Origin of the sequence: Geobacillus uzenensis, from assembly GCF_002217665.1 — a bacterium.
Classification (GTDB): domain Bacteria; phylum Bacillota; class Bacilli; order Bacillales; family Anoxybacillaceae; genus Geobacillus; species Geobacillus subterraneus.
In genome coordinates this window covers 405,270-417,224 of sequence record NZ_NEWL01000006.1, presented here as the reverse complement: position 1 = coordinate 417,224, position 11,955 = coordinate 405,270, and the positions used below count along the sequence as shown (strand labels likewise).

Here is an 11,955-nt window from a genome sequence, read left to right as displayed (position 1 = left end):
TCATTTTGGAAAGCGAGGAACAATGAATGGACGAACGAACATTGCTAATTTTAAAAGACATACAACAATTTGCTACCGAACATGACAGCCGTACAACGGAAAAGAAGGATCAGATGCTGATTATAGGTGAAGATGCAGGGCGATTTTTATATATTCTGCTCTCTCTCAGTCACTACTCAACTGTACTTGAGCTTGGCACAGGTTGTGGCTATTCTACCATATGGATAGCGGAAGCACTGAGACAGCGCGGCGGTATCGTAACTACAGTGGAATGGCATGAACAGAAATATCTCATTGCTTTGGAACATTTTAAAAAAGCGAGAACAGAAACATTAATAAACCCCATCCACGAGAACATCGGCGATGTTTTACAGTCGTTTAAAGGAAAACAAGATGTTATCTTTCTAGATGCTGTCCGAACTTATTATGTTGATTGGTGGAGATATATTGATGACATTTTAGTTCCTGGTGGTTTATTGTTGGTTGATAATTCATTGTATCCAAATCCAGATGATTTAGTTCCGTTTTTTTCAATCATTCGTGCTTGTGGAATGTATGAGGAAGTCTTGGTTCCAATTGGAAAAGGAATTTCACTTTTCTATAAAAAAATTAATTGAAACGGGGGAATCGAAATGTCGATAAAACGAGTATTGATGGTTGGAGGGTACACTCAAGCAATTGAATATGCCAAACTAGCGGAGAATATTCACCTTACTTTTATTCAGCACAAAAATCGTTTGCGTCCTCAAGATTTACAAATTGCTGATGTCGTGCACATGATGGAGCTCAACGACAATCCTGATCTGGAAGAATTCATTCGCTGTTTACATCGTATTCGCCCGTTTGATGCGGTACTGAGCGTAACGGAATTTTCGCTATTGACTGCGTCCAAGATGGCAGAAGAGTTTGGTTTGCTCAATACCCCTGTTAAAGCGGTAGAAAATACCCGTGATAAATACAAAATGCGACAGCAAATGTTGGCTTCCAACTGCAATCCTGTACGTTTTAGCGTTGTCAACAATTTCGAAGAGATTGTTCGTTTTTTTCAAAGTGTTGGAGGACCTATCATTTTAAAGCCAATTGATGGAACTGGAAGCAAAGGTGTCAGGCTGATCATAGACATGTCTGAGTTGGAAGAGCAAAAATCTCGAAATAATATATTGTTTCCATGTTTGGTGGAAGAGTATATAGATGGGGTTGAGTTCAGCGTTGAAACAATGACAATTGATGGACGACATACGCTGTTGGCTATCACAGAAAAATTAACAACTGGAGCGCCCCACTTCATTGAAATGGGGCATGCTGTTCCGGCTCGTGTTAGCCACGAAGAAAAAACAGCAATATTCGACGAAGTGCAAGAATTGTTAGACGCCGTCGGTCACACCTTTGGTCCAGCTCACACGGAAGTAAAGCTCTCATCAAAAGGGGTTCACATCATTGAAACCCAGACTCGTCCAGGTGGCGATCGGATTCCTATGTTAGTAGATATCGCAACAGGTTGTAACATATATAAAATAATGGTTGAAGCGGCTCTTGGTAGGCCAGTTGATTTAACTGCAACTCGATCGAAAGCAGCTGCTATCCGTTACGTTAATGCAAACATTGGGATGATTGAACGTTTTGAAGGGATTGAATCAGTCAAAGCGATGGCTGGAATCAGAGAAGTGAGAATGTTGAAAGAAGTTGGAACCTATATTTCGGAGTTGAGTAGTAGTTTGGATCGAGTTGGTTACGTGGTAGCTGAAGGTGATACTGTTGAGGAAGCTATCAACCGGGCAGAAGCAGCTTCAAGAAGGATAAATGTTGTCATAAATAATGTTGAGAATCATCATGTGTGAAAGGAGGAATTTGAGTTGAAGCATATTGTATTTGTTGAGAGTAATCCAGGAAACGGGATTGAAGCTATAAGCATCGCAAAGGAACTTGGTTATAGCGTGACGTTTGTGACAGCAAATCTTGAACACTATATGAAGGGAAGGAGATTAGACGATCATCCATTACGGTACGCAGACCGTATCAAAGAATGTCCAACAAATGAGCCAGATGAATTATTGCAATACTTAAAGCAATTTAAAATGCAACACCCTTTTGACGGAATATTAAGCTTCAGTGAATTTTACGCACCAATTGTAGCTGAGGTTGCAAAAAGATTAGGTCTGCCTGCATGTAATCCTAAAGCTGTAAAGACAGCGCGTCTCAAACATATCACTAGACAGGTATGCTCCGAAAATGGAATTCCTGTCCCACGATGGGGAAGTGGAAATAGTTTGGAGGAAGCCTATTTTCTTGCTGAACAAATAGGCTATCCATGTGTGTTTAAACCAGTGGACAACACAGGAAGTAGAAACGTGAGAATTGTTTACAATAAATCCGAATTGGAAGAGATGTACGAAAAAAACAGACTAAACCTTGATAACAATCGTGGACTGAAGCGCTCGTCCGATTTTTTGATAGAGGAGTATTTGGAAGGTCACTTAGTTAGTGTCGAAACTTTCTCCATGAACGGTGATCACCACGTTTTAGGAATTACCGATCGAAAGCTAACGGGTTATCCTTATTTTGTAGAGGTAGGAGCAAGTTTTCCTGTTGAAATTAAAAATTCCAAAGAAATTACTAACTACGTAAGACATCTTCTTGGAACGATTGGATATGATTTCGGTCCGTGTCACACAGAACTCATTCTTACCAAGAGAGGTCCCTATCTTGTAGAGATAAATCCTAGATTAGCTGGTGGTATTGTCCCGCAACTGATTTATAAAGCGACGGGAATAGACCCTATTCGTGAAACTATCAAGATGTTTGTTGGTGAAAAACCTGATTTGACGCCAAAATGGAAAAAAGGTGCAAGTGTATATCATTTCACTGCACCAAAAACAGGGAAGATTTGCGTATTGAAAGGTATGGAATTAATTGAAGGTTGCCAGTTTGTCGAGAAATTTCAATGGAAAGTCAAAATAGGCGATCAGGTACGATATCCAACATCAAATGATGACTGGATAGGCGATTTAGTGGTTGTTGCAGACGATGCAACGGCTGCAAATAGAATTGTAGATCAATTATTAAATCAAATAGTAGTAGAAGTAAACGATCAGATTGGTGATGACTCTTTATGAATGAACTTATACGCGAAAGATTTGAGATATTGCGCCAACGACCGTTCCTATTTTACTTTATCGGTACGACAGTCTCGATGTTTGGTACGGGGATGCAGTTTATTGCTAATAGCTGGTTGGCAATAAAGTTAACCGGAGCAAGTTTTTCAGTTGCTGTTGTTCTTGTTTGTGCTGCTATTCCTGGTATCTTGTTGTCACCGTTTATCGGTGTATTTGTCGATCGATGGGACCGTAGGTTGCTATCAGTTTATATGGATCTTTTTCGAGCTGTTATTGTGCTTGCTATACCTATTTTTTGGTGGCTGGGACAGCTTCAACCATGGCATTTGTATGCGATGGCTTTTTTCGTTGCGCTGGGTGACCAAGTGTATAATCCTTCCACGATGGCACTGATTCGTGAGGTTATTCCAAAAGAAATGCTCCTTTCAGCGAACTCCTTCAGTTCGATCGCAAACCAAATCGGTGGATTGATTGGTGCAAGCGCGGCCGGATTGATCATTACTTACTCTTCTCCTATGGTCATCATGATCTTGAACGCCAGTACATTCATATTTTCGGCGTTCTGCTTGTTGGCTATGAGAAGAGAAGTGATAAGACCAGCCAGAATAACTGATAAAGGTGGAGCATGGACGAAATTTTGGGGTGAGTTGAACGATGGAATCACGTATATACGATTCCATCGAGAAATCATTCCTAAATATCTAATGGTTCTCCTGTTTATTGTGATTCTTCGCACCATTAATGTGATTATCGCCCCTTTTGCACTTAATGAATTAAAGGTTGGAACAAATGGATTCGGGTTTATCGATGCTTCCTTTGGTGTTGGAGCACTAATCGGGGGATTGGTTTTACCGATTGTCTCGCGTATATACGGGGATAAGCCATTAATGCATTTGGGTTTATTGTCTTTGGCGTTTAGCCTTATATTTTTTTCCTTGTCTCAAAATATGTGGATGGCAGTTCTGGGCTATTTTCTTATCGGTATCACTTTTCAAACGAGAATTATGTATTTAACTGAGGCTCTGAAAAGTACCGAACTTGATTATCAAGGAAGAGTTTATTCTACTTTTAATACCTTTTTTTCCGTCATATCACTTGTTGTATATATAGCAATGGGCTTCCTTGGGGAGATACTCAGTTATCGCTGGATCTATGCTGTGCAGGGAGGAATTGTAGCGATTATTTGGGTGTTTGCTTGCAAACCATATCAACGAAAAAATATTTCTACGGAGATTGATATAAATTAAAACGAAACAGCGAGATTTTACCTCGTGCTAGGGGTTCAACGTTTTGTGGGATGATGACTTCCAAAAAACTTCAACTCGATAGTCGTTTTTCACATAGGTTGTTATAGGCAAAAACTTAGTAAACAAGGGATCAGTGTGTTTCCAAAGATTGTGGCTCGTATGTTTTTGGAAAAGAAAAAATATAGAGTTTTGCAAAAGGAAGTGCAAAGAATTGCAACTTGACATGGAGTCTCTGTAGGCGTGACTATCAAGCCAAAAAGCCAGCAATATCAATGGTTGGCTTCGCCCAGCGAGGCTATCACGCCCACTTCTTCATGTAAAGTTGGCACAAATCCAATTCTCTGCAAATCTTTACACTTTTATTTTGTAATAAACAGGCTTTCGTCATGATCGAAGAAGGTTTGTGGTTGATACGGTACGGAAATATAAGGAAAAGATGAGCGTAATCTTCCCTACAACGTGTATGCGAACCTGATGAACCAATGCTTTCATATGACAGTTCCTAATGAAGTATGGTACGGCTGACATCCCCTTACATTCCTAAGAATAAAGTGTATCTCTATTAGCCGGTAATGAATTATGAGGAAATTGGAGTAATCCATTAGTGTGTATTTAATCGGGGGGGATAATTTATGATATTTGTTTGTCAAAAACATATAAGAGAGGGATTAAAGTTACTTCACATTCCTCATGTACAAAAAACATATAGTCGTTGCAAGTGTTATTTTTGCGGAAATTTAGCATATTATGAACTGTATTATAATGACTTTGTTAGCAAAAAAATAATAAGCTGTAGATGAGCATTTTTCATTACAATAATTTCCATGGTTAGAGAGACAAACAGGGAACCCCTTAGGCGACATGGAGCTGTTTTTTGATCACATCAATGGGAATCTCTTGCTTCGCGGCGTTATAAAATGAAAACTCCAGTGATGGAGATCCGTCAGCGTTCCCGAGAATCCCTTGGTGGTCAAGGCATCGACGATATGAACGAGATGCTTCAGAACCGGCTTCGAGAAATGCAATGCCAACCCCAATGCGAAGAAAAACTTGTGGATTCCTTGATGATGTGCTAATCTATTCATGAGACATGAACCTCCTTGTGAATGGTTGGTTAGCACATCTATTTTAACCAAGGAGTCGGGTTCATGTCTCCTTTTTTGTTTGGTTGTCAATTTATGTTAGTGAATTTGCTCATCTACAGTAATAAGAAGAAAGAGTGTGATTAGCAAATAAAATAAGTGTAATATTCAAAAATATCAAAAAATATTTCTTGGTTATATAAATTCAGATTAATTTTTCGACATAAGTATCTGTCCGATTACCTTGAAGTAATTTTTTTGGAAAGCCAGAGAAATACTCCAAGAACGAATATTGCGTGTAGCATGAGGTGTTGTGTAAGCAGGACTTCTGAAAAAAAGAAGGCGGAGTAAGACTCCGGCCTTCTTGACCACGTGACCACATTTTGACCACATTTTTAATAGAAATCAATGATTTTTGTTAGATTTTATAGATTGGATAAGCTTCGAAATTGGCTTAAAATCAATGATTAATAAACATAAGAATAATTTGATACAAATCAATAGATCACTGATGGGGTGATCGATGTCCACGATTTGCATATTTGGACGATCACCTCGGGGCTTGATTCGTTAAGCTGCCATTTGCTCATTGAGGAAGGATGCGATGGACAGGCGGTTTTGCAGCGGGCGATTGATTTGGTCGAAACGCGCTTTCACATTCGCCATGCGACGATTCAAATCGAAATGCCGCACATTCGTCATGGAGAGATGGAAGTGTGAGGGCGGGTCATCGATGACCGCGCCCTTCTGTTATTTGTTGGCGCCCGTCCAGTTGGTTTGCAACGTTTCAAGGAAAATGCGGACGCTTTGTTTGTTTTCCATAACCGGCGAATAAATATAAGAAAGCATCCGGTAAAACGGCGGGTGCTTCAGGCGAACGATGGACAGGTGGCCGTGCTCGATGTCGCGGGCGACGACGCTGCGCGACAACAAGGACAAGGCGTTGCCGTTGATTAACATTTCTTTAATGCCTTGGTTGCTGCTGATGATCATGAGCGATTTCACCTTTAATCCGTTTGAGCGGATGAAGTGGTTGAAGTATTCGCGTGTGCCGGAACCGATTTCGCGTGCTACCCATGCTTCATTTTGCAAATCGGTGATCGTCACTTCCTCTTTTTGTGCCAATTCGTGGCAGTTTGAAGCAACGATGACAAGTTCGTCCTGCATGAACGGGTGAACGGACAGTTCTTTTTCGTTCGTTTGTCCTTCGATCAAGCCGATATCCACTTGGTACGAGCGGACGAGTTCGACGATTTCTTTTGTGTTGCCGATCATCACCTCAAGTTCGAGTTCCGGGTAGCGCTGTTGGAAGTCGAGCAAAAACGGCGGCAAAATATACTCCCCGATCGTAAAGCTGGCGCCGATTTTTAATTCGCCTTTCACCGAGTGGTGATGCTCTAAAATGTCTTGTTTCGTCTGTTCATAAAGCGCCATCATTTGTTTGGCGCGGTCATACAGAAGTTCACCGGTTGGCGTCATGCGCAGCCGTTTCGGGGAACGGATGAACAGTTTGGTTTGAAACTCCTTTTCTAAATTTTTAATGTGCAAACTGACACTCGGCTGGGAGAGGTGGAGGATTTCAGCTGTTTTTGTGAAATTTTTCACTTCTGCCAACGTAATAAACGTTTTTAATTCGTCATAATACATACTCATTCCCCCCTGCCCGTGATGGCTTCATCCAAGCGTAGATATTGATTAGAAATATTAATAGTTTTAATAATTTATATTTATTTTACTAATGTTTTGTTTTGCGGTAAAGTGTAAATATGATATAACATTTAAAGCCTACTTGTTTTATAGGAATAATGGATGTTTGGCGGCCACACCGATAAAAGTTCAGAAAGAAATTCCGCCATCATTCTATTTTATATTGAGGGGTGGACACGTTGCAGCTGCAAGTCACTAACAGTCCGTTTAGTCAGGAGCAGATCGAGCTCCTGAACCGTTTGTTGCCGACGTTGACGCCGTCGCAAAAGCTGTGGCTGAGCGGGTATTTGGCCGCAGCCGAGACCGCGGTGAGCGTTCTCGATGCCGAGGCGCCGACGCTGTTTGCCGGGGGTGGCAAGCCGGTTTCGAAAGAAGTGACTGTTCTTTACGGTTCACAAACCGGCAACGCGCAAAAGTTGGCTGAAAAAGCCGGCAAGGCGCTCAAGGAGCGCGGATTCGAGGCGAAAGTGTCGTCCATGCTTGACTTTAAGCCGAATGAATTGAAGAAAGTCGAGACGCTGCTCATCGTCGTGAGCACGCATGGGGAAGGCGATCCGCCGGACAACGCGGTGTCGTTTTACGAATTTCTTCACAGCAAGCGGGCGCCAAAACTGGATCATCTCCGTTTCTCCGTCCTCGCGCTCGGCGATACGTCGTACGAGCATTTTTGCCAGACGGGGAAAGATTTCGATAAGCGGTTGGAGGAGCTTGGCGGAACGCGGTTTTATCCACGCGTCGATTGCGATGTCGATTACGAGGAAGCAGCGGCGAAATGGCTCGATGGCGTGCTTGGCGAGTTGAGCAAACAAGCCAATGCCAACGGTGGAACAACTCCGCTCTTGTCGGCTGTGGCTGCGGCGCCGAAAGCTGAGCCTGCCGTCGTCTATTCGCGGAAAAACCCGTTCCTAGCTGAGGTGTTGGAAAACATTAACTTAAACGGCCGCGGATCGAATAAAGAAACGCGCCATCTCGAATTGTCGCTCGAAGGATCGGGTTTGAAATATGAGCCGGGCGATGCGCTTGGCATTTTCCCGAAAAACGATCCAGAGCTTGTTGACCTTGTCATCCAAGAAATGAAATGGAACCCGGAAGAAACAGTGACGATTGACAAGGACGGAGAAGTGCGGTCGCTGAAAGAAGCGCTCACGTCCCATTTTGAAATCACCGTTTTGACGAAAGCACTGCTGCAAAAACTGGCGCCGTTATCGAAAAACAGCGCGCTTCAAGAGCTTGTTGCTCCGGGCAATGAGGCGAAATTAAAAGAATACGCCAAAGGCCGCGACTTGCTCGATGCCCTGCGCGATTTTGGCTCGTGGGACGCTGCGCCGCAACAAGTCATTTCCATTTTGCGAAAAATGCCGCCGCGCCTGTATTCGATCGCGAGCAGCTTAGCTGCGTATCCGGACGAGGTGCATTTGACGATCGGTGCGGTTCGTTATGAGTCTTACGGCCGCCTGCGCAAAGGGGTGTGCTCGACGTTTTGCGCCGAGCGCATTCACATCGGTGATACGCTCCCGGTCTTTATTCAACCGAATCCGAACTTCAAGCTGCCGAAAGATCCGTCGACGCCGATCATTATGGTCGGACCGGGCACGGGGGTGGCGCCGTTCCGCGCCTTTATGCAAGAGCGCGAGGCGACAGGAGCGAACGGAAAATCATGGCTTTTCTTTGGCGACCAGCATTTTGTGACTGACTTCCTGTATCAAACGGAATGGCTCGCCTGGCTGAAAAGCGGTGTGCTGACAAGAATGGATGTCGCTTTCTCGCGCGATACGGAGAAAAAAGTATACGTCCAGCACCGGATGCTTGAACGAAGCAAAGAGCTGTTCGGCTGGCTCGAGGAAGGCGCCGTCGTCTACATTTGCGGCGACAAGCAGCACATGGCGCGCGACGTCCACCAGACGCTCATTGATCTTATTGAAAAAGAAGGCGGCATGAGCCGCGAACAAGCAGAAGCGTATTTGACGGAAATGCAAAAACAAAAACGGTACCAACGCGACGTCTATTAATCTCTAAAGAAGGAGTGGAATCGGAAATGGCGAAAGTCGTGTTAAAAGCGCCGGACGGACCGCCAAGCGATGTCGAGCGCATTAAACAGGAAAGCCATTACTTGCGCGGCACGCTCGCCGAAACGATGGAAGACCCGATCAGCGGCGGCATCCCGGATGATGACAACCGGCTGATGAAGTTTCACGGCAGCTACTTGCAAGACGACCGTGATGTCCGCACCGAGCGGCAAAAACAAAAATTGGAGCCGGCGTACCAGTTCATGATTCGCGTCCGCACACCGGGCGGGGTGGCGACGCCGGAGCAGTGGCTTGTCATGGACGAAATCGCCCGCAAGTACGCGAACGGCACGTTAAAATTAACGACGCGCCAAGCGTTCCAATTGCACGGCGTCCTGAAATGGAACGTGAAAAAAACGATGCAAGCCATTAACGGCGCGCTCATGACAACGCTCGCTGCCTGCGGTGACGTCAACCGGAACGTCATGTGCAATCCGAACCCATACCAGTCGGAAGTGCATGCGGAAGTGTATGAATGGGCGAAACTGTTAAGCGACCATTTGTTGCCGCGGACACGGGCGTATTATGAAATTTGGCTGGATGAAGAAAAAGTAGCTGGCACGCCGCAAGTCGACGGCGAGGAAGAACCGATTTACGGTCCGACGTACTTGCCGCGGAAATTTAAAATCGGTATCGCCGTCCCGCCGTCCAATGATGTCGATGTATTCTCACAAGATATCGGGTTGATCGCCATCGTGGAAGACGGCAAGCTCGCCGGATTTAACGTCGCCATCGGCGGGGGCATGGGGATGACCCACGGCGACAAAACGACGTACCCGCAGCTTGCTAAAGTGATCGGCTTCTGCACGCCGGATCAAGTCGTTGAGGTGGCGGAAAAAATTATGACCGTTCAGCGCGACTATGGCAACCGCTCGTCGCGCAAAAACGCCCGCTTCAAATACACGATCGACCGGCTTGGCCTTGAAGTCGTGAAAGAGGAAATTGAACGCCGCCTCGGTTGGAAGCTCGGCGAAGCGCGCCCGTACCATTTCGAGCATAACGGCGACCGTTACGGCTGGGTCGAAGGCGTCAACGGAACGTGGCATTTCACACTGTTTGTCGAAGGCGGCCGCGTCAAAGACTACGACGATTACAAGCTGATGACTGGCCTGCGCGAAATCGCCAACGTTCATACCGGCGATTTCCGGCTGACAGCAAACCAAAACTTAGTGATCGCCAACGTCACGAGCGAGAAAAAACCGGAAATCGAGGCGCTGATCGCCAAGTACGGCCTGACCGACGGACGTCGGTACACCGCCTTGCGCCGCAACGCGCTCGCCTGTGTCGCGCTGCCGACATGCGGCCTCGCGATGGCGGAAGCGGAGCGGTACTTGCCGAAACTGCTCGATAAAATCGAGGAAATCATCGATGAAAACGGCTTGCGCGACGAAGAAATCACGATCCGCATGACGGGCTGTCCGAACGGCTGCGCCCGCCATGTGCTTGCCGAAATTGCCTTTGTCGGCAAAGCGGTCGGCAAATACAACATGTACCTCGGCGCCGCCTTCAACGGCACGCGCCTTGGCAAACTGTACCGCGAAAACATCGGCGAAGAAGACATTTTGCGCGAACTGCGCGTCCTTTTGTCCCGCTATGCCAAAGAGCGGCTTGACGGCGAACATTTCGGCGACTTCGTCATCCGCGCCGGCATCGTTAAAGAAGTGACGGATGGGACGAATTTTCACGATTAAACTGATGCGGTTTCATTCGAACCGGTCTCTCTTGTGTTGGGGAGGCCGGTTTTTTGTCGCTTCTCTGTCAAGATGGTAAATGCCATTGAATGAATCTGAATTTAAAAAACAAGTGTTAGCGAAGATCAAACAGCTGAAAATCGGCAACGAACTGGAAGAAGGCGTGTGGATGGGGCCATGTGCCAGCCAAAAGCAATTAGAGACGGTTCTTTCTTATATCGAAAAAGGGATCGAAGAGGGAGCGACATTGCTTTGTGGCGGCCGCCGCTTGGACGACGGGGAGTTGGCCAACGGATTTTATGTGGAGCCGACGGTGCTTGAAAATGTATCCCCAAACACGACGATCGCCCGCGAGGAAATTTTCGGACCGGTGCTCGCCTTAATCAAAGTGGACACGTTTGAAGAAGCGATAGCTTTAGCCAATGACACGCCGTTTGGCCTCAGCGCCTCGATTTTCACCCGAAATATTGGAAAAAATGTTAACGTTTATCCAAGATATTGAAGCCGGGCTCGTGCGGATTAACGAAGAAAGCGCTGGCGTCGAGCTTCAGGCGCCATTTGGCGGCATGAAGCAATCGAGCTCCCATTCGCGGGAACAAGGACGGGCGGCCATTGAATTTTTCACTGCCATCAAAACCGTCTTTGTCAAAGGGTAAGAAAGCAGCCAAAGGGGTCTCCATGCAGCGGGGCCCTTTTTTATATAGGCAGGAGGAGAATGCTTTGTTTCTCTTGAAGAAAGCAGCCTTTCAGAACAGCTGTTTTTTGCTTTACAGAAAAGTGAAGGATCATTTGTGCGACATTGTGAAAGGAGAGATCGTTCGCTACGAGCTTCCTAACATTGCAGCGCTGCAGTTTGTTTGCCACAACGCACTCGATGGTGGTGTCACCACTTCGCTGGCCCTTGATCCGCACGGCAAAACGTTAAGCTATGCTCTGCTGACGATGCAGATCGATCTGGCCAATGGCATATAGCAAGGGGGAATGTCATTCTCTATCTCAATCCTATATCATGCTCTGTGAGCGATCAGGCAGGCCGAGGTGGGCCTGCC

8 protein-coding genes and 3 pseudogenes are annotated in these 11,955 nt (G+C 45.7%); 9 read left to right on the top strand and 2 right to left on the bottom strand.

Annotated features, from left to right (window positions below; translation table 11 throughout):
• Nucleotides 1-26: 26 nt before the first annotated feature.
• The 4 genes from B9L21_RS09500 to B9L21_RS09485 are packed head-to-tail and all read left to right on the top strand — an operon-like array spanning nt 27 to nt 4,360.
• The gene (locus B9L21_RS09500) at nt 27-617 is read left to right on the top strand and encodes an O-methyltransferase (protein ID WP_063166170.1); all 591 of its coding nucleotides are present in this window, start codon (nt 27-29) and stop codon (nt 615-617) included.
• A gap of 15 nt (nt 618-632) precedes the next feature.
• Nucleotides 633-1,838 (top strand): ATP-grasp domain-containing protein, encoded by a 1,206-nt coding sequence (locus B9L21_RS09495; RefSeq protein ID WP_063857349.1) that lies wholly within the window; start codon nt 633-635, stop codon nt 1,836-1,838.
• Nucleotides 1,839-1,853: 15 nt separating this feature from the next.
• On the top strand, nt 1,854-3,113 hold the full coding sequence (locus tag B9L21_RS09490) for an ATP-grasp domain-containing protein (RefSeq protein WP_063166167.1): 1,260 nt from the start codon (nt 1,854-1,856) through the stop codon (nt 3,111-3,113).
• Nucleotides 3,110-4,360, top strand: a complete 1,251-nt coding sequence (locus B9L21_RS09485) for an MFS transporter (protein ID WP_063166166.1) — start codon at nt 3,110-3,112, stop codon at nt 4,358-4,360. Before B9L21_RS09490 ends, B9L21_RS09485 begins: the two co-directional genes overlap by 4 nt.
• A 917-nt stretch (nt 4,361-5,277) precedes the next feature.
• On the opposite strand, the pseudogene B9L21_RS17335 reads toward B9L21_RS09485, so the two are convergent.
• Nucleotides 5,278-5,496 (bottom strand): annotated as a pseudogene (locus B9L21_RS17335) (IS701 family transposase); the annotation flags it as partial.
• A 456-nt stretch (nt 5,497-5,952) separates the two neighbouring features.
• On the opposite strand from B9L21_RS17335, the pseudogene B9L21_RS09475 reads away from it, so the two are divergent.
• A pseudogene (locus B9L21_RS09475) lies at nt 5,953-6,162 on the top strand (cation transporter); the annotation flags it as partial.
• 30 nt (nt 6,163-6,192) lie between these two features.
• On the opposite strand, the gene B9L21_RS09470 reads toward B9L21_RS09475, so the two are convergent.
• Entirely contained in the window at nt 6,193-7,089 is an 897-nt protein-coding gene (locus tag B9L21_RS09470) for a LysR family transcriptional regulator (protein WP_063166163.1), read from the bottom strand.
• Nucleotides 7,090-7,328: 239 nt separating this feature from the next.
• Between B9L21_RS09470 and B9L21_RS09465 the strand changes: the two genes are divergently transcribed.
• From B9L21_RS09465 to B9L21_RS17940, 4 genes and pseudogenes are all read left to right on the top strand, one after another.
• Nucleotides 7,329-9,158, top strand: coding sequence for an assimilatory sulfite reductase (NADPH) flavoprotein subunit (locus B9L21_RS09465; protein ID WP_063166162.1), 1,830 nt, complete (start codon nt 7,329-7,331; stop codon nt 9,156-9,158).
• A gap of 26 nt (nt 9,159-9,184) precedes the next feature.
• A complete protein-coding gene (gene cysI / locus B9L21_RS09460; protein WP_063166161.1) occupies nt 9,185-10,906 on the top strand; it encodes an assimilatory sulfite reductase (NADPH) hemoprotein subunit in 1,722 nt (573 codons plus the stop codon).
• 100 nt (nt 10,907-11,006) lie between these two features.
• Nucleotides 11,007-11,562 (top strand): annotated as a pseudogene (locus tag B9L21_RS09455) (aldehyde dehydrogenase family protein); the annotation flags it as partial.
• Nucleotides 11,519-11,878 (top strand): hypothetical protein, encoded by a 360-nt coding sequence (locus tag B9L21_RS17940; protein ID WP_225995646.1) that lies wholly within the window; start codon nt 11,519-11,521, stop codon nt 11,876-11,878. The pseudogene B9L21_RS09455 and the gene B9L21_RS17940, both read left to right, overlap by 44 nt.
• The last annotated feature ends 77 nt before the right edge of the window (nt 11,879-11,955 follow it).

Bases quoted from the DNA above. Each gene is read 5' to 3' on its own strand.
- B9L21_RS09500 (WP_063166170.1), top strand. From the start codon at position 27: ATGGACGAACGAACATTGCTAATTTTAAAAGACATACAACAATTTGCT.
- B9L21_RS09495 (WP_063857349.1), top strand. From the start codon at position 633: ATGTCGATAAAACGAGTATTGATGGTTGGAGGGTACACTCAAGCAATT.
- B9L21_RS09485 (WP_063166166.1), top strand. From the start codon at position 3,110: ATGAATGAACTTATACGCGAAAGATTTGAGATATTGCGCCAACGACCG.
- B9L21_RS09470 (WP_063166163.1), bottom strand. From the start codon at position 7,089: ATGTATTATGACGAATTAAAAACGTTTATTACGTTGGCAGAAGTGAAA.
- cysI (WP_063166161.1), top strand. From the start codon at position 9,185: ATGGCGAAAGTCGTGTTAAAAGCGCCGGACGGACCGCCAAGCGATGTC.